This is a genomic window from Maribacter sp. 6B07 (assembly GCF_002700155.1).
Lineage (GTDB): Bacteria > Bacteroidota > Bacteroidia > Flavobacteriales > Flavobacteriaceae > Maribacter > Maribacter dokdonensis.
On sequence record NZ_PDUT01000001.1, the window covers coordinates 925,800 to 945,715 of the forward strand.

At 37.7% G+C, this 19,916-nt stretch carries 14 protein-coding genes and 1 tRNA gene; 12 read left to right on the forward strand and 3 right to left on the reverse strand.

The features are described from left to right. The first annotated feature begins 30 nt into the window (after positions 1–30). The 5 genes from CSC80_RS03930 (at position 31) to CSC80_RS03950 (ending at position 4,052) form a co-directional block, all read left to right on the forward strand. The gene (locus tag CSC80_RS03930) at positions 31–1,236 is read left to right on the forward strand and encodes a primase-helicase family protein (protein ID WP_099189903.1); all 1,206 of its coding nucleotides are present in this window, start codon (positions 31–33) and stop codon (positions 1,234–1,236) included. Between the two features lie 208 nt (positions 1,237–1,444). Beyond that, a complete protein-coding gene (locus CSC80_RS03935; RefSeq protein ID WP_099191406.1) occupies positions 1,445–2,401 on the forward strand; it encodes a toprim domain-containing protein in 957 nt (318 codons plus the stop codon). Further along, a complete protein-coding gene (gene mbpA / locus CSC80_RS03940) occupies positions 2,398–2,703 on the forward strand; it encodes a mobilization protein MbpA (protein ID WP_099189906.1) in 306 nt (101 codons plus the stop codon). The genes CSC80_RS03935 and mbpA overlap by 4 nt, the downstream gene beginning before the upstream one ends. After that, positions 2,700–3,569 (forward strand): relaxase/mobilization nuclease domain-containing protein, encoded by an 870-nt coding sequence (locus CSC80_RS03945; RefSeq protein WP_099189908.1) that lies wholly within the window; start codon positions 2,700–2,702, stop codon positions 3,567–3,569. Before mbpA ends, CSC80_RS03945 begins: the two co-directional genes overlap by 4 nt. Before the next feature lie 9 nt (positions 3,570–3,578). Next, the gene (locus tag CSC80_RS03950) at positions 3,579–4,052 is read left to right on the forward strand and encodes a DUF6730 family protein (protein WP_143751718.1); all 474 of its coding nucleotides are present in this window, start codon (positions 3,579–3,581) and stop codon (positions 4,050–4,052) included. A gap of 263 nt (positions 4,053–4,315) precedes the next feature. Here CSC80_RS03950 and CSC80_RS03955 read toward each other — a convergent pair. Then, positions 4,316–4,397, reverse strand: a tRNA-Leu gene (locus CSC80_RS03955). 128 nt (positions 4,398–4,525) lie between these two features. On the opposite strand from CSC80_RS03955, the gene CSC80_RS03960 reads away from it, so the two are divergent. Next, on the forward strand, positions 4,526–5,917 hold the full coding sequence (locus CSC80_RS03960) for a dipeptidase (protein ID WP_099189912.1): 1,392 nt from the start codon (positions 4,526–4,528) through the stop codon (positions 5,915–5,917). Between the two features lie 165 nt (positions 5,918–6,082). Here the strand turns inward: CSC80_RS03960 and CSC80_RS03965 are convergent, their stop codons facing one another. Beyond that, positions 6,083–6,661 carry an alkylphosphonate utilization protein gene (locus tag CSC80_RS03965; RefSeq protein WP_099189914.1) on the reverse strand — a complete coding sequence of 193 codons (579 nt, stop codon included), beginning with the start codon at positions 6,659–6,661 and terminating at the stop codon, positions 6,083–6,085. A gap of 123 nt (positions 6,662–6,784) precedes the next feature. Here CSC80_RS03965 and CSC80_RS19655 point away from each other — a divergent pair, with 123 nt between their 5' ends. From CSC80_RS19655 to CSC80_RS03985, 4 genes are all read left to right on the forward strand, one after another. After that, positions 6,785–7,330, forward strand: coding sequence for a hypothetical protein (locus CSC80_RS19655; RefSeq protein ID WP_236973367.1), 546 nt, complete (start codon positions 6,785–6,787; stop codon positions 7,328–7,330). Positions 7,331–7,417: 87 nt separating this feature from the next. Next, a complete protein-coding gene (locus tag CSC80_RS03975) occupies positions 7,418–7,783 on the forward strand; it encodes a BlaI/MecI/CopY family transcriptional regulator (RefSeq protein ID WP_099189917.1) in 366 nt (121 codons plus the stop codon). A 2-nt stretch (positions 7,784–7,785) separates the two neighbouring features. Further along, complete coding sequence (locus tag CSC80_RS03980; RefSeq protein WP_099189919.1) at positions 7,786–10,746, forward strand: M56 family metallopeptidase; 2,961 nt, start codon at positions 7,786–7,788, stop codon at positions 10,744–10,746. Positions 10,747–10,882: 136 nt separating this feature from the next. After that, positions 10,883–11,986, forward strand: coding sequence for a DUF4407 domain-containing protein (locus CSC80_RS03985; protein ID WP_099189921.1), 1,104 nt, complete (start codon positions 10,883–10,885; stop codon positions 11,984–11,986). 60 nt (positions 11,987–12,046) lie between these two features. On the opposite strand, the gene CSC80_RS19745 is transcribed toward CSC80_RS03985, so the two are convergent. Then, a complete protein-coding gene (locus CSC80_RS19745) occupies positions 12,047–12,175 on the reverse strand; it encodes a hypothetical protein (protein ID WP_257786201.1) in 129 nt (42 codons plus the stop codon). A 429-nt stretch (positions 12,176–12,604) separates the two neighbouring features. On the opposite strand from CSC80_RS19745, the gene CSC80_RS03990 reads away from it, so the two are divergent. Together CSC80_RS03990 and CSC80_RS03995 are read left to right on the forward strand one after the other, a co-directional pair. Further along, positions 12,605–17,581, forward strand: coding sequence for a translocation/assembly module TamB domain-containing protein (locus tag CSC80_RS03990; protein ID WP_099189923.1), 4,977 nt, complete (start codon positions 12,605–12,607; stop codon positions 17,579–17,581). A 46-nt stretch (positions 17,582–17,627) separates the two neighbouring features. Then, complete coding sequence (locus CSC80_RS03995) at positions 17,628–19,913, forward strand: BamA/TamA family outer membrane protein (protein WP_236973319.1); 2,286 nt, start codon at positions 17,628–17,630, stop codon at positions 19,911–19,913. Positions 19,914–19,916: the final 3 nt, after the last annotated feature.

A 19,916-nucleotide genomic window follows, 5' to 3' on the forward strand; every position in this document is an offset into this window, starting at 1 on the left:
AATCACCTTTGGCCTCTAAAACCTTATCATATGAAATCAATTCCTTATTTAAGGGTGGGCACTTCGTACTACAAATTGGTACAGGCACCGAACATTGCAGGACATTTCAACGAGATCCTGGTGCACTGGAACATCGAGACCATCCGCCAGGACCATGGAAAGGATTATTTGAGCAAGGTGCCCAAGTACGATGGCTTTACCTGTATCCCGAGCCATATCGATTTCAAGCAGGAATACAAAGGGTTCTACAATACCTATTCCCCGTTACAGGCAATCCCCAAAGAAGGGGAATACCAAACCTCATTGGGATTCGTCGAACACATATTCGGGAAGCACTATGAACTGGGATTGGACTACCTGCAATTACTGTATACAAAACCGGTCCAGGTACTGCCCATTCTCTGTCTGGTCTCCAAGGAACGTTCCACGGGCAAGAGCACTTTTCTCAAGTGGCTGAAGGCCATCTTCGAAAACAACCTGACCTATCTGACCAATGACAGTTTCAGCAGCCAGTTCAATGCGGACTGGGCCAACAAGCTTCTCATCTGCATAGACGAGGTACTGTTCAACAAGGAAGAGCTTACCGAGCGCATCAAGTACCTGAGCACGACCAATATCAACAAATTGGAGGCCAAGGGAAAGGACAAACGTGAAGTGGAGTTCTTTGGCAAGTTCGTTCTCTGTAGCAACAACGAGGACAATTTTATCAAGATAGACGGGAACGAGACCCGGTTTTGGGTACTGAAGATACCAACGCTCAAAAAAGAGAAAACGGATTTCCTCCAACAACTGGTATCCGAAATACCAGCTTTCCTGTACTATCTGCAAAAACGACCATTATTGTCCGTGCATACCACCAGAATGTGGTTTACCCCAAAACAGATTAGAACAGCCGCGTTAAAAAAGTTGGTGCAGAACAACCGTAATAGGGTTGAAAAGGAACTTGCCACAATTCTTCTTGGGGCCATGGAACAATTCGATACCGATGAAATACACCTTTGCCCCTTGGATGCATTGCAGTTGTTGAACCGGACAAGGATAAGGACCGATCTGACCCAGCTCAGAAGGTTGCTGAAAAGGGATTGGAAATTGGAAAACAAGGACAATTCCCTAAGCTATCAAAAACCGGTCATCTGGCAGGACGCCTCCATGCAACTAGTGGACGCCAAGGGTCGCTACTTTACCGTGGAAAAACCCTTTTTGCTTGAAAATTTCGATGAAATGATGACGGATTGAGCTGTTCCCAATGACTATCGATGTCGAGACCGTCATCATTATATCATCATTTGTTCATCAAAAAATAAAACGATGACGGAAAAAAATAGAAAAAACATGAAAACGATGAATCGATGAAGAAAACGATGCCAAGGAAACCATTGCAAATACTGGCTTCCCGATGGTTTTTCATCAAAATATCAAAAAATTGTCCAAAACCATTCGGCTTATGAAAAAAGAAAGAACGAACAAGTTAACGTGTGAAATAGCCCGAGCTTTTCCCATCGAAAAAGCGCTGGCAAAACTCGGACACTTTCCGACCAGGTCGACCGAAAAAGAAGCTTGGTTCCTGAGCCCGTTCCGCTCAGAAACCCTAGCTTCTTTCAAGGTGTCCAAGAAACTCAATAGATGGTACGACCATGGGGCGGGAAAAGGCGGTAATGTAATCGACCTAATATGCCAAATCAACAAATCTTCCGTCAGAGAGGCCTTAAGGTTCTTGGAACAGGGCCAGTCCTCTTTCTCTTTTCAACAGCAGCCCATCATTAGAATCAAGAATAATACAGGGCTAGAAATTCTCCATGCACGTCCTATTCGGCATTACGGTCTGTTAAACTATCTTTTTGAACGGAAAATTTCCATTTCTACGGCATCGACCATTTGTAGGGAGGTCTATTATCTACATAAGGGACGAGGCTACTTCGCCATAGGATTGAAGAACGATTCGGGCGGATGGGAACTACGAAACAAATACTATAAGAATTCCAGCTCGCCCAAGGATATCACCCACATCAAAAATGGAAACGGAAAACTAGTCGTTACCGAAGGAATGTTCGACCTATTATCCATTTTAGAGGGTACTCAAGAATCAAATTCGGAATATGATTTTATGGTCCTGAACTCTACGGCATTGGTCAAAAAAGCGATTAAGCTAATGGATCCTTACGACCGAATCGACCTCTATCTGGACAATGATTCGACCGGTAAAGCAACGACCCAAAACTTGCTGGCCCATTCCAATAACTGTTTGGACAAATCAAGTTTATACGAGGGGTATAAGGACATGAACGAATGGTTGATTTTTAAGGCTAAAAATGGATTTGGTCAGGAAGCGCAAGATGTGTTTTTGTTGCCACAAAAACGATCTTGCTTTGCTCCCGGCGGTCGCAAAGTAAAAAAGAAATGAAAAGGACCTATATCAAGTTCCGGTGCTCCATCTACGAGAAGAAACTGCTCAAGAAAAGGGCGGAACGGGCCGGTATTTCCCTCTCCCAATATTGCCGCAGCTCGGCTTTTGGAAATTCGGTCATCGAACGTTTGACCGAGGAACAATTGGCTCATTATAAAATGCTGGTGAAGTACAAGGGGAATTTTACCCGCATCGGTAATATGTTCAGGAAGCACAATCCGAAACTAGCCAGCGAGGTGGAGCAATTGGCGGAGGAAATACGAACACACCTCCATAACTTCAAAAGAACGAAACAATGATCGGAAAGGGAAAATCCATAGCGCATACGGGTACAAGTATCGACTACGGTTGGAACCAGGAGAAGGATGCGGAAATCGTATTCAGCCAACATTTGGCAGGTAACAGTCCTCAAGATATCACCGAGGAGTTCAAGTTGATACAGGAAGAGAATACACGTTGCCAAAAGAACACCCTGAGCTTTATCCTCAGTCCTACACAAGAAGACGGTAGGAACCTATCCAAGGAACGGTTAGGGGAACTGACCCAAAGGTTCATCAAGGAAATGCAGCTAAAGGAACGGCAGGCCATCGCCTTTGTCCATAGGGACAAGGCGCATACCCATGTCCACTTGTACGTGAACCGTATCGGTTTCGATGGCAAGGCCTATAACGATAGTTTTATCGGGAAGCGGAGCCAACTGGCCGCCGAGAACGTAGCGAAGGAAATGGGGCTGACCACGGTAAAAGAGGTACAAATGGAAAAGGAATTTGAAACCACTAAAGTACGGCTAGAAATAAAGGACATCCATAGGTACGTAATGGATTCCATAAGGCCTAAAACATTGGACTCTTACATCAGGGCCATGCAAGAAAGGAACGTGGAAGTCATCCCGACAATAAACCGGGCCAACAAGTTACAGGGATTCCGGTTCCAATATGAAGGCCATAATTTCAAGGCGAGCGAGGTACACCGTTCAATGTCCGGGGGAAGGATAATGGCACAACTTTCACGGAACAATGGGATCGCCAAACCAAAAGAAATCGGAAAATCGGTCCAACTACTTGGGAAAACGGTGGAACTGGGTACCAATCTTGCAACTAGCATCGCCAAGAACATCATTAAAAAAACGGTCAAAAGGGCCATCGATACCGGAATCGGTATCTAAACTGAAACTATGGGATACAAAAAATTGGACGAAATAATGGAACTGCTCACCGACGAGCTGGACGGGTTCAACAAGGCCATCCTAAGATTGGAACAGTTGACCCAAAATACCGACAACATCAAAATAGTACTTGATACTTCGGAAATCGAACGATTGCTCCGAGAACATTTGAATTCCGAGAAGGACAGTACTGAAAGGCTTCAGGAGTCGGTTCAAGACATTAGGCATCAGATTTCAGATGCAAGATTGGTTCCGAAGGTACAGTTGTGGATTCATTACTCGATTTGGTTTATCTCTTTGGTTGTTATAGGATGTTTGGTATTTAAAGCTTTTCGAATAAACGATGTTCGGGAAAAAGCTTTAGCAGAATGGGAGCAAGAAGTAATTTCAAACCTGAAAGTGTATTTCGACCAAAACCCAGGGCACTACAAATCCTATCAAAAATGGTTAAGGGAAAAAGACAGTATTACAAACCAAGAGTAGGTTGCGCCCTATGGAATTTTTGCTTGACGCTTATCTGCCGGAACACTACAAAAATTCCACAGGATCCACACGCAAAGTTTTGGGTAAGTATTTGGGACTCTTCCCTGAAATACTCATAAAGGATTAACAACTATTCTATTTGACATCAAATGGTTGGAAATGGTATCATCTAAAATGTCCAACCGAAAAATATTCAATTGTGTTACCCATGTGTTACCCAGAAACAAAAAAGCCGACTCCTAAAAGTCGGCTTTCCCTTGTTGTACAGGCGGAGAGACTCGAACTCTCACACCTCGCGGCACTAGATCCTAAGTCTAGCGTGTCTACCAATTCCACCACGCCTGCATACTTTCCAAAATCACGATATGTGATTATCGGGGTGCAAATATAATGCAAAAAATCAATTCTCTAAATTTTAGCTATTTAAAAATTACGCTTTTTGTACTTTTATCAAAAGTCAGATAAAAAATTGCATGAAAAACGTAAAGAATTATATCTCCGAAAACAAGGACCGATTTCTAAATGAAATCATAGAACTACTTAAAGTACCGTCTGTTAGCGCAGATCCTGCCTTCTCTCAAGATGTTTTAAACGCTGCGGAAATGGTAAAGTCAAAATTAGAAGATGCAGGTTGTAATATTGTTGAAATTCATGAAACAGCCGGTTACCCTATAGTTTATGGTGAAAAAATCATAAACAAAGACCTACCAACGGTTCTAGTATATGGCCATTATGATGTACAACCGGCCGAACCATTGGAATTATGGACTTCCCCTCCTTATGAACCGGTAATCAAAAAAACCGATTTACACCCAGAAGGAGCCATTTTTGCACGTGGTGCCTGCGATGACAAAGGGCAAATGTACATGCATGTAAAGGCATTGGAATTGATGGTAAAAACCGATCAGCTGCCGTGTAATGTAAAATTCATGATCGAAGGCGAAGAGGAAGTTGGTAGTAATAACTTAAGTATTTATGTTGCCGAGAATAAAGAAAAATTGGCAAACGATGTTATTTTAATATCGGACACGGGCATGATTGCCAATGATGTGCCGTCAATTACCACGGGTTTACGCGGACTTAGCTATGTTGAAGTGGAAGTTACTGGACCTAATCGCGATTTACATTCTGGTTTATACGGTGGTGCCGTTGCAAATCCGATCAACATTTTAACTAAAATGATCGCTAGTTTACATGACGAAAATAACCATATTACCATTCCAGGGTTTTATGACAAGGTAGAGGAACTTTCCGCCGAAGAACGTGCAGAAATGGCAAAAGCACCGTTCAGCATAGAAAAATATCAAAAAGCTTTGGATATTGATTCAGTGTATGGTGAAGCAGGTTATTCTACAAACGAACGTAACTCCATTAGACCTACCTTAGATGTCAATGGCATTTGGGGCGGATATATTGGGGAAGGAGCCAAAACGGTTATAGCAAGTAAAGCATATGCTAAAATATCTATGAGATTGGTACCCAACCAAGATTGGAGAGAAATTACTGAGCTATTTAAAACTCATTTTGAATCTATTGCACCTAAAGGTGTTACCGTAGTAGTAAAACCTCATCATGGAGGTCAAGGTTATGTAACGCCAATAGATACTGATGCATACCAAGCAGCATCAAAAGCATACGAAACCACATTTGGTAAAAAACCGATACCGCAACGTAGTGGTGGTAGTATTCCTATAGTCTCTCTATTTGAAAAAGAATTAAAGAGTAAAACTATTCTTATGGGCTTTGGTTTAGATAGTGATGCCATACACTCCCCTAACGAACATTTTGGGGTATGGAACTACTTAAAAGGCATTGAAACCATCCCTTATTTCTATCAATATTTCACTGAAATGACCAAGAAGTAGTTGACAGTTGACAGTTGACAGTTGACAGTTGACAGTTGACAGTTGACAGTTGACAGTTGACAGTTGACAGTAAATTAAAAAACGTCTTTGTAAGCAAAGACGTTTTTTATTGTAGAAGTATATTTTGTTGATGATAAATTGATACCGAGAACCAATAATAAACAACTATATTTTTTTCACGTATTTAGTGATGATCACGGTAAGGGTAGGTCCTACTTTGCCTTCAATATATTCAGCATTTTCCCTATCTAACGAAATTCGCCTTACTGCAGTACCTTGTTTGGCTACTTGACTAGAACCTTTAATCTTTAGGTCTTTCACCAATACAACACTATCACCATTTTGTAAGATTACACCATTGACATCACGGTGAATTATCTTCTCACTTTCTGCCAAACCTTCTCCCGTAGCCTTTGCCCAATCTAAAACTTCAGGTTCTAAATACATCATATCCAGCAAATCTTTGGGCCAACCTTCAGATTTTAATCTAGATAGCATTCTCCACGCCACAACTTTTACAGAATCATACTCGCTCCACATACTGTCATTTAAACAACGCCAGTGATTAGCATCCATTTGTTCAGGGTCATCAATTTGAGTACGACACGTTTCACATGCCAAAATACTAGAATCAACTCCACTAATAGAAACCGGTTCAACTTCAAAAACTTCTAAATTATTGGTTGCGGTACATAATTCACATGTGGAACCACTACGTGCTTCTAAATCATCTTTTACGCTCATTCTAGGTTGCTTTTAGGCTGCAAATTTAATCTTTTAAAAGGGAACAAATCACACCAAAGCCTATTTGAAAACACTTAAAACTTTTATTCGTCGTTCTACATAGAAACCAAAGAAGTAAAACTTTTGATTACCAAGGAAAAAAGCAACCGATTTCTAAGACTAAGCATTGCCTTGGCATTAATTGCCATACTCTTTAAATTAATGCATTGGCCCTATGCTGAAATATTATTGGTTACAGCAGTTGGTGGTATCGCTATTTTCTTCATTATAGGGTTTTACAAGAAACCAATCAAAAACTGGTTAGATTATGCCAAGTTATTTTTATTAATTTCCTTTTTACTTCATTACTTATTTAGAGTTCTGCATTTAAATTATGGTTATATATTTTCCTATATTTTTAGAATGGCCTTGGTATTTTTCATCATTGCCTATATAAAAGATGTATTTTTTTCAAATGATAATTCCTCCAAATTAGAGGAGCAGCCCCCTACTTCAAAAAAGAAAATCATCAACATAGTATTATATTCAACTGCGGTAATTTGTATTATTATTGGTGCTCAATTTAAAATTCTACACTGGCAATTTGGATTCATAAACGGAAACCTTCTGCTAACCGTAGGTCTTATAACTACTGCCCTTTCTATCATATTAGGATTTAAAAAGTCTTAGTACACCCTAAAACACATTTAATCTCTACATTTGTAGAATCAAATTATTTATTCTATGTTTGTAGAACAAATTCTAAACTTGTAGAAAATGCAGTTATCCAAATCGGAAGAAGAATTAATGAATATACTTTGGAAGCAAAAGAAATCTTTCATGAAAGACTTATTGGATGCTTACCCAGAACCAAAACCCGCTACCACCACCGTAGCCACCTTATTGAAAAGGATGACCGATAAAAAGTTTATTGACTATAAAAGTTATGGCAGAAGCAGGGAATATTATCCGCTAGTTAAGAAAAAAGACTATTTCTCTAAACATGTAAACGGACTCATTAAAAACTTTTTCAACGATAGTGCCAGTCAGTTTGCATCATTTTTTACGCAAGAAACCAATTTAAGCAAAGCTGAATTGGAGGAATTGAAGAAATTAATAGACGTTGAAATAGAAAAGAAATAATTATGGAGATTTATCTTTTAAAATCTACGGCATGCATGGGCATTTTTTTAGTGTTCTATAAACTTTTGCTTGAAAAGGAAAGTATGCACCATTTTAAAAGATTCTTTTTATTAACTGCGCTTATTTTTTCTCTTATAATTCCACAGATTGTTTTTACCGAATATATAGAAGCAGAACCAACCCCTGCTGTCACTCAAGTTTTAACTATAAATGAACAACCAGAAATAACATCTATAGTTCATGAGATGGAAGAATCGCCCATGAATTGGACCTTGATTCTTTATACTCTTAATGGTTTGGGAGTTGCAATTTTTGGATTTCGTTTTCTTTACAACATTGCCAAATTATGGATCCGTGTTAGGCGCAATACCCAAATTAAATTTAACTTCTTGGTAAAAGTCTTGTTAAAAGAAGAACTACCGCCACATACATTTCTTCGCTATATATTTCTGAACAAGCAAAAATTTGAATCTAAGAGTATACCAGCTGATGTACTATTACATGAAGAAACCCATGCTAAGGAGTGGCATAGTTTAGATGTTCTTTTTATTGAATTGCTACAAGTTTTATTCTGGTTTAATCCGCTGATTTATGTATTTAAAAGAAGTATCAAACTCAATCATGAATTTTTAGCCGATAGTGCCGTAATTAAAGGGCAAGAAAATCAATTACACTATCAAAACACTTTACTGTCGTACTTATCAAACGACAAATTTCACACGCATCAATCCGTTGGCATTGCAAATGCCATAAATTATTCATCAATCAAAAAACGATTCATCATCATGAAAAAACAAACATCAAAAAGAGGGATTTTAATACGAAGTCTTTTATTACTGCCCCTATTATCCTTAATGCTTTACGGCTTCAGTCAAAGGAACGTGGTATCTAAAAACACTATCAAAGACATTAACATTGAAATTACAAAAAGTGGAGATTTGCTAATCAACAATGAACCGACAACTTTAGAAAATCTTTCTACAGAAGTTGATAGGGTCAATCATAATTTTGGTTCATATATTACTAGAAACTACATAACCGCTCATATTCTTTATGATGAAACTCAAAATAAATTAATTGACCAGATTGAGACAAAACTAGGAGCTTTAGGAATTTCTAACATCAAACATTTTAGTAAAAGAACTACAAATATTCTTGGCAAAAACGGATTTAAACCAAGTGAGTATCATGGCAAAACTATAGATGAAGCTAAAGAAATACGTAAAGCAAATGTTTACAATGATCTTAAAACAGATATCTATCATGAGCCGCTTTTAGAGATAGCTTGGATAGAAGTAAAGAACGAAAATGAAATTTGGTTCAGCGATGAGCATGTTCAACTATCACAACTAAATGAGAAGGTAAAGGAAGAATTTCCATTGGCGGTTAACAACAACAAATTATCAGCACAGATTTATACTACAGAGAATATTCATTCAGATTTTACAGATGCCATAATACAGGAATTAAGAAAGTTAAACACAAAAAGTATCAGTGTTTTCATAGACCGATATATTATCCACGAAGATGATTCTTCAAATAAATTTCGAAGTGATAATACATTCAACACAAAGGCAAACAGAATAATAAAACTCGCTGGTTTAGTAATTGATTCTGAAACTTTAGAACCTATAATAAATGCAGAAATCAAAAACTATAATGGAACTGTACTCACCACAACAGACAACAAAGGCTATTATTCACTTGAGTTTGTCAATGCACAACAAGGTGAAATTGACTTTAATCTCATAGTCAAAAAAGAAGGTTACAAACCGTTAGTTCAAAAAGAGCATTGGGGAAATCTTAGTGGTGAAATAAAAACTTCAATGTACTTTGGACTTCAAAAAAATAATGGACCTACACCAGAGTTCTCCAAACTATTCACAAAGAACATCAATTTAGATTATGCATCAATTGCCCAAAATATTTCTGTAATTGAAAATGAAAAATTTTTCACTTCAAAGTTAGAAGATGTAAAGAAGGGTAATACCAATTGTATTGTTGAGATTAATAAAACACCCTATTTGGTTAGTGCTACCTCATGGATAAAATTAAATTCTTTTAATGATGTAATAGCCATAAACGATGAAACGAATTTACCTGCATCGAAATTAAATACTTACATAAATAGAAACAACATAAAAGCAATGTCTCCATTAGAAAGCTATGACACTGCACAGCACGCTATATATACAATCTCAGGAGATATAAATACGAACCTAGACAAAAGAGCTTTTGGTTTGTATAACCGTTTAGCCAAAAAATATAACGCTATTCCCATTAATAAAAGAACAATTCCTTTAAATGATTTAAAAGTGTTGGAATCTATTTATAGAAACATGAGTGATGCCGAAAAAAAGTTGGCAGATCCATTTCCGGAATGCTTACCTAAACAAAATCAAGATGGCGCAAGTAAAGAGCAATTAGTCTACTATAATGAGCTTGCAAAAAAATACAACCGTATGATAGCCGATGGTGGCAATATCCGCATCCTGAAATCTGATATAGATCAATTAAAACATATTTACGGATTAATGTCTATAGAGCAAAAAGAGCATGCTGAACCATTTCCTGATTTTCCAGAACCACCACCAGCACCCAAAGCTCCAAAAGCACCGAATTCTTCAGATTATGCAGATAATCAAATTAAAGAAATCATTGAAAATCAAGACCCCTATGACCATTTGAACTTAGACATCAATGGAATAAAAGGAACATCCTCAAAAACGACTATGGAACTTACTAGTCCCACGGCACCCACTCCTCCTACTCCACCCTCTCCTCTTGACTACGCTATAGACATGGCAAAAAAAGGAGCAATATTTTATTTTGAAGGCGAAAAAATAACGTCTGATAAAGCGATCGACTTACTTAAAAAGAACAAAGAATTGAATATGGAATCTCGTAAGAAACTTGGAAAGACCGAAGTAAGAATCACTACCGCACCTGTAACAATACGATAGACACAACGTCAAACATATGTTAAAGCCCTCTTTTGGAGGGCTTTTTACGTACCAAAAACAAAATAGTTACGTTCACCCAGTATACATCATCATCAACTTGCCAGCCGTATGGATGGTCAAAAAACGAATTTTCATCATGATTCAAAATTTCTTCATTCTTTGTTCTGGCGCCGACTCAGAACTTTTAAAAACATGCTCTAAAGGCGAACAAAACAAATATGCAGGTATTGGTGCTACAGTTTTCTTTACTGCGGTAATGGCATTTATAGCAAGTAGCTATGCTCTGTATACCGTATTTGACAATGTCTATGCCGCCGTATTTTTCGGACTCATTTGGGGACTCCTAATTTTTAACTTGGACCGTTTTATAGTATCGACCATAAAAAAACGAGGCAATTTTGGGCAAGAGTTTTTACAGGCAGTACCACGAATAGTTCTTGCCGTTATCATTGCTATCGTAATTTCAAAACCTTTGGAAATGAAGATTTTTGAAAAAGAGATCAATCAGGTTTTATTAGAGCAAAAGAATGACCTTACTCTTGCCAATAAAGATCAACTTGCCCTACAGTACACTCCTAAGATAACGCAGTTAAATAACGACATCACCGACTTAAAATCTGAAATAACAGAAAAAGAAAAAGAAACCAATACCCTTTATGATATTTATATCAATGAAGCAGAAGGCACTGCCGGTACAAAGCTATTGGGCAAAGGACCTGTATATGCGGAGAAGCGGGAAAAACATGATGCCGCACTTGCTGAACTACAGGCATTAAAGACCACTAATGCAGAAAAAATTACAGATTTAGAAGCCCAAATAACGGCATTGAATACAGATTATGCAGACGTGGTGAAAAACTCACAACCGATTATTGATGGTTTCGACGGATTAATGGCAAGAATTACGGCTCTAGATGAATTGCCATGGATGCCATCATTTTTTATATTTCTACTGTTCTTAGCTATTGAAACTTCGCCTATAATTGCGAAATTACTTGCTCCAAAAGGTGAGTACGACATTAAATTGGAAGAAGAAGAAAGTGTTTTAGCTACATGGGTTGCCCAAAAATTGGCGCAACGTAAATTAATAGTTGCTACAGATGGAGAAATCAACCAAAAAATTTATGAAGATTTAAAGGGCGAAGAAGAGCTATACGGATACAAAAAGAAAAAAGCGGAAGAATTGTTACGCTTACAGGCAGATAGTTTCCATAATGTTCAAACAAAAGGATTAAAATAGAAAAAGACCAATATTTCTATTGGCCTTCTTCGGTTTGGGGGAACTACCTGAACAACTTCTTTACACGGTCATAGCCTCTAAGATCAATTCTGAATTTGTAACGTTATAGGTACATATTTCATAAATTTCCTCTTGGTTGGCAGTTTCAAAATAACCTAAGCATCTATTTGTGTTAATTACTGTTTTCATATTTTATAGTATTGGTGATTTTTTGAGTTAGTCATTAATTACACTCCAAAGGTACCTCATCAATTCAGCTTAGATCTTTGATTTCTGACCGGGGCAATCTAAGTATAGGCCAATGGACCATAAGTGTAGATGAACCTATTTTTCTTAAGCTATCCTTTAATAAATCAAAAACAGTAATGGACTCTCAACATGTTCTATACCGATAATCTTCTTAGTAAATAAGCTAATTTTATATATTGGTAATCTTAACTTTGCATTTTAATGGCATCACTGAAAGAAACCAAGAAAAAGAAGAGAAGGTTTTATAACCTTATGATCATCATAGTTCTACTAATTATAATTGCTACAGGTTTTATGGCACAGCTGGGATCGTAACAGGTTTAAGCTTAAAAATTGAATGACTGTATTCAATATTATATTGTTTTCCTTATGGCCAACGAAAATCTGAAATTCAAAAAATACCTAAAGCGCATTGGAAAAATTCTCCTTGGGCTAATTTTGCTATTTTTTGTTTTAGTCCTGTTAGTACGGACACCTTGGGCACAAAATGCCATTGTATCTAAGGTTACCAATTATATTTCTAGCAAAACACATACTAAAGTAGAAGTTGGCAAATTGTACATTACCTTTTCTGGTGATATACAAATAGAAGGTGTTTATCTGGAAGATGTTAAGGGAGATACCCTATTCTATTCAAAATCGTTACAAGCGGACATTCCAATATACCCTGCCATTTTTAAAAATGAAATTTCAATTGATGATGTTATATCTAAAGGTGTTGTTGCCAAAATAAATAGGGAGAACAACCCAGATGTTTTCAACTTTACGTTCTTAATAGATGCACTGACTACTACGACGGATACGACTGCTACAACTAGTACCCCCATGAATATAAATGTTGGCAGCTTAGATATCACTGATTGGAAATTGAATTATTCCGATGCCTATCTTGGAACAGATATCAACCTTATACTTGGCCAATTAGATATTAACGTATCGGAATTCGACTTGAATTCCATGAAATTCTCTTTGGATGATTTTAAGTTGAGCAATACCCAACTCCAGTACCTTCAATCTCATGAATTCCCAATAACCGAAGACACCACAAGTACAGCTCTACCACATATTGAGGTGGAAGATTTTAATGTAAACAACGTAAATATCACCTACAACAGTCAGCCAGGCGGTTTACAGGCCCAGTTAAAACTTGGTACCATTGAACTTACAGAAATACTGGCAGATGTATCCAAAAATAGATATGAGACAGATGACCTTGTTCTTCATGATTCAGAAATAGATGTAAAACTAAGGAGTGAAGAAACTGAAATAACTACCACCAATACAGCTGAATTTGAATGGCCGGAATTCATCATTGCAGCTAACGATATAGACCTAGCCAAGAATACATTCAGTTATTCCATAAATGGCAACCAGCAAAGCACGGAAAGCTTCAACCCCAATGCATTTAAAATTGAGCAGTTACAACTACTTTCCAAAAATTTAGAATATCGCCCAGAGCAGTTCAATTTAGATGTTTCTAAATTCTCCTTCTCAGAACCTAGCGGTATACATTTAAATCAATTGGCCTTTAAAGCTGGCTTAAACAATACCAAGGCATCACTGTCAGATGTCGTTTTTCAAATAAACAATAGTTCTGCAAATGCAGATATTAATGTTCAGTTCAATTCGTTGAAAGATGCATTGGAAAATCCTGAAAAAAGCACCCTAACCGCAAACATTGCCGATCTAAATTTAGAGCTTGGCGACCTCTTAAAAATTCAACCGGAGCTTGCCCAAAATCAATATCTAGATTCCTTATCAAAACATCCTTTTACCGGTCATTTAAAAGCAAGAGGAAACCTAAGAAAAGTTGATGACCTCAGTACAGAAATACAATGGGGGCCAGACACACATCTTGTGGCAAAAGGCAGTATTGAAAATCTTACCCAAAAAGATTCACTTTTTTATAATTTGAACAATATTAGCTTTAAAAGCAACAAAACCGCTATAGACAAATTAATATCCTCCAAGGAACTAGGAATTTCTATACCTAAAACCATTGTAGCCGTAGGCAGCTTATCTGGTGGAACTAGCTGGGTAAAACCAAACATGGCCCTAAAAATTCCAGAAGGGAATGCAAGTATAAATGCCCTTGTTGACTTTGGAGATATCATGAAATTTGATGGTACCGTTTCTATAGACAGTCTTCAACTAGGGCAACTGTTACAGAACGATCAGTTAGGTGAAATTTCATTGCAAATAAATGCTAATGGCTCTGGTAACGAAACAAGCAATTTAGATGCCAACATAACCGGTAACATTTCGCAATTTCAATACGGCGGTTACAGTTATAAAGCGATTGATATTGACGGTATTCTAAATAATGGCAAGGGTATCATATCCGCAAATATCAACGACCCCAATTTGAATATGGATGCAGGCGTAACTTTGCTTCTTACATCCAATGACAATGATATTCAATTTACTTCAAATATTATTGGGGCAGATTTAAAAGAGCTTGGACTTACAAAGGAAAACATTAAAGTTGCCGCTAATATAAATGGTGATTATACCGGCACACCATCCAATTTTACGATAAACACCGTTATTGATGATGGTATTGCGGTGGCGGATAACGAGCAATATCAAGTGTCAACCATCATTCTAAAGGCACATGTTGAAGATACCATAACCGACGTTTCCGTACAAAGTAATTTCTTGAACGGGCAGTTGGCATCCAATGCATCGCCTAGTCGTATTACCAACGCATTAAAAAAACAATTGGAACATTATTTCTCAACAGACGACACCGTCTATGAGGTCGAAGATACTATTGAAGCAAAACTGGCGATTGCCATAATACCAACACCGGTATTGTCTAAAGTATTTTTTAACGGAGTAGAAGATTTAGATTCCTTGAATATAGATGCCAGTTTTAATTCTAAAAAGAGAAAAATTTCCGCTCAAGTGAAAGTACCGCACATATCGTATGCCGGTAGTTCTGTAGATAGTTTAAATGCCTATGTAAAAGGAGATTCTGTAGACCTAAAATTCTTTGCAGGCCTTGCAGATTTAATTTACGAACCCATTCATCTTAAACAAACCTATTTAGAAGGTAGCTTAAAGAATAAAGAATTATTACTTGATTTCAATTCAAAAAATGACACGGTACAGGTCATGCACATAGCATCTGGTCTAGTATTCCAGAAAGACACTTTAAAACTCCATATTGACCCAGAAGATTTAATCCTTAATAAAAAGCAATGGGAAATTCCAGAGGACAATTCTATAGTGATCAGTGAATCATTTTCAGATTTTGAAAAAATAATCTTTACTCGAAATTCTCAAAAGATGGAAATATCCAATACGTTTCCAAAGATGGATACGGAACATATTGGAATCCTGTTCGAGAATTTTCAGTTACAGACATTTCTCAGTTTTTTCAATCCTGATGAAGCCTTGGCAAAAGGTAAGGTAGAAGGCGATTTTGTAATCATCAATCCCTACACCGCGTCTGGGCTTGTTGCCAATTTAGATATCAAAGATTTTCAGGTACTTCAAAATCCGTTAGGCACCCTTACCCTAGATGCAACTTCCAAATCGTTATCAGAATATGACTTTGACCTTGCCCTAAAAGACGGTGGTGCAAAGCTTAATTTAACCGGAGATTATACCGCAAAACAAAATACCGCCTACCTGAATATGGAACTGGATATTCAAAAGCTGGAAGCCAGTATAATAGAAGGATTCTCTAACGAACAATTAACGAATGCCAAGGGTTATCTAGACGGAAGCTTATTGGTAAAGGGCACCCTGGCAGAACCAAAATACTCCGGCAGAATAAACTTTAATGAATTTAGCTTAGCCTTGGCGGCCTATAAGTCTACGTTTACCATAGATGATCAATTCATAGATATTGATCAAGACGAAGTAAGCTTTAATTCCTTTGCCATAAAGGACATTAATCAAGGTACATTGACTATAGATGGTACGGTTTACACAGAGAGTTTTGTCAACCCAAGTTTTGACCTAACGGTGAAAACAGATCAATTTAGAGTGTTAGATTCCAAAAAAGGAGATGATGAATTGGTCTATGGAATTGCAAGTATAAAAGCAGATGTAAAAGTACAGGGAGATTTAGAACTACCCGTTATAGATGGCAGGTTACGCATTCGCGATATTACCGATCTAACTTATGTTGTACCTCAAGACCAATTGGACATTCAGGAGCGAGACGGTGTTGTTATTTTTGTAAACAGGGAAAACCCTGATGCCATACTTACCAGATCAGACGAAGAAACTACGAATTCCTTTTTTGCCGGTATGGATATCAATACGGTTCTAGAAATTGGAAACGAGGCTAAATTTACCATTGTACTTGATGAAAAAACCCAAGACAAGTTGCAGGCATCCAGTAACGCTACATTGAATTTGAACATAGATCCAAATCAAGACATAAGACTATCGGGCAGGCTAGAATTGAACTCGGGCTTTTACAGAACCAGTTTATACAACTTGGTAAGTCGCGAATTTCAATTACAAAAAGGTAGCAGTATTGTATGGAGCGGTGACCCATTCGATGCCAAAATGGACGTAACCGCTATTTATGAAATAGAAACATCTGCTTCTTCATTAATGTCTTCCATTAGTTACGGAACGGACAGCAGTGTTTCTGGCTCCTATGCACAGTCTACACCATTCTTGGTATATTTAAACATAGACGGGCAGCTTATGCAGCCAGAACTCTCCTTTGCCCTGGACATGCCAGAAAATGCGCAAGGTAACTTTGGTGGTGCCGTGTACAGTCGTATTCAACAATTGAACGAGCAAGAATCCGAATTGAACAAACAGGTATTCTCGCTCTTGGCACTGAACCGTTTTTATCCTACCACAGGAAGTGATGGTAGTAGTGGTGGCGCTGTAACTATTGCCAGAAACAACGTAAACAAAGTACTGTCTAACGAACTTACTTCCATTTCCAATAAATTACTGGGCAATACCGGTTTTGAGCTCGGTTTTGACTTGGACAGTTTTGAGGATTACGAAAGCGGAAGCGCCCAAAGTCGTACCCAATTGAATATCAATGCCAGCAAAAGACTATTTAACGATCGGTTGATCGTTACCGCAGGTAGCGCAGTAGATGTTGAAGGAAGTGCATATTCCAGCGAAAGTGAAACACCATTGATCGGTAACGTAACCTTGGAGTACCTATTGAGTGAAGAAGGCACGTACAGACTAAAGGGGTTTAGAAAACAAGAGTATCAAAATATTATTGACGGTCAACTTATAGTAACGGGTTTAGCTTTTATCTTTAATCGCGAGTTCAATAAATTTAGTCAATTGTTCAGTCCGCTGAAAAAAGAGAATAAACCGTCTAAAAAAGACGCGAACAAAAAAGAAGAATAACGGTACATTGAAAACGAACAACTGCACATATAGAACTTTAATTTGTTTGGCATTTTTGCTGATATATTCATGTGGCATTGAAAAATATATTCCTGAAGGAGAGCAACTGTACACCGGTGCCGAGCTTGAGTTACTTTCCGAAGGTGAGATACATGACAGTAAAGAGGTAAAGGCCGAATTATTAAATCTTATTGAACCTAACCCGAATACCACATTTTTAGGCATGAAGCCTGCCCTATTTTTTCATTACAAGGCGCAGCGAGAAAAACCAGGGTTTCTATATAAATTTCTGAATAAATCTTTTGGGGAAGAACCGGTATATTTTTCTGAAGTAAATACAGACCGTGTAGAAGAATTGATTTTAAATCGCTTGGACAATAATGGATTCTTCTATAGCAAATCATCTTCTGAAGTAGTCAACAACGACAAATTCGCTTCGGTCAATTATACGGCCAGTATGCCGCAGCCCTATGTTTTGGAAAACTATCATCTTGAATCTGACTCATTGCCCATTTATAAAGAAATAGAAAAAATGCTCCCGGAAACCTCTTTGGCAAATGGAGATAGATTTGATTTAGATTTACTGAAGGCCGAAAGAGCAAGATTAAACAATGGATTAAAACAAAAAGGGTTTTACAACAGTCAAGAAGATCTACTCATTTTTGAGGCAGATACCAATCAATATAAAAACAGAAAATTTGACCTTTTTCTTAGACTAAAAAAAGATGTTCCAGCGCGGGCATCAATTCCGTACACTATTGATTCCATTACCGTTTACCCCAATTACACCATTGAAGGTGACACACTGCCTTTAACTGAAGAAAATGTAACCCAAATAGACAGTATTGATTTTGTACAGAATGAGCTATACTTTAAACCAAAGCTTTTAGAATCCTATCTATTATTCAATGAGGGTGACCTATACAATGCCAATATTTCCAAACAAACAAGCAATAGGTTATCTGCATTAGGCAGTTACAAATATGTAAACATACAGTACACGGAACTGGATACTACGGCTACCGATGGTAATGGCGGTTCATTGGCAGCAAGCATTTATTTGGCACCATTGACAAAACGCTCTATTAGGGCAGAAATACAGGCCGTATCAAAATCTAACGGATTCACCGGTCCCGGTATTCTTCTTAGCCATACCAATAGAAATGTGTTCAACGGTGGTGAGACCTTTAGTGTTTCTGCCAATTTTAGTTATGAATCGCAATTATCAAGCGGCAGTAATTCCAGTTTAAGCAGTATAGCAGGTGGTATAAGTGCCGATCTAGTAATACCCAGGTCCATACCGTTTTCACCCAGTAGGTTTCAGTATGCCGTACCAAAAACAAAAATATCTTTAGGTTACGATTTTTTACAGCGTAGCCAATTGTTTACCTTAAGTTCTGTAAATGCATCATTTGGCTATACATGGCAAGAAAACCAATACGTATACCACACCCTAGACCCCATCAGTATAAACTACTCAAGGCTATCAAATGTAACCGATGAGTTTCAGGCAATTTTAGACGACAATGAATATTTGAGTCAAAGTTTTGAGCAGCGTTTTATAGCAGGATTGCTCTATAGTTTCACCTATGACGAAGTATCCAAGCTTAGTAAAGAGGCTCCTATTTACTTTTCAACCAACTTTGATATTGCCGGTAATATGCTAAATCTTATTAGCGGTGGTTCAGAAACTATTTTTGGCTCTACATACGCCCAATATGCAAAAGCCGATGCAGATTTAAGACTGTACCTACGTTGGAAAAAGGAGCGCACTTTGGTATCCCGTGTTTATGCAGGTTGGGGCGTTCCATACGGCAATAGTTCAACATTACCCTTTGTTAAACAGTTTTATTCCGGCGGTCCATATAGCGTTAGAGCGTTTAACATCCGTTCTTTAGGACCCGGTAATTTTAATGCGGAAACAGAAAATGCCACTACCGATTATTTTGACCAATCCGGTAACCTTAAGCTAGAAGCTAATGTAGAATATCGTTTTCCACTTTTTTCCTATTTAAAAGGCGCTTTTTTTGTTGATGCAGGTAATGTGTGGCTGACCGGTGACTACTCTGAACTAGAAGAAAACCAACTGAACAGCAGTTTTTCCGAAACACTTTTTACAGATGGTAAATTTGAAAAAGACTGGCTTACTGAGGTTGCTGCGGGAGTAGGGTTTGGTTTACGATTAGATGTTCAAAATTTTGTTATCCGCCTTGATCTTGCGTCTCCATTAAGAATTCCGTACGAAGCTAAAAACGAACGATGGAACGTACCTTTCTTTGGAAATGCCGATAATAACATGACCTTAAACTTTGCTATTGGCTATCCTTTTTAACAC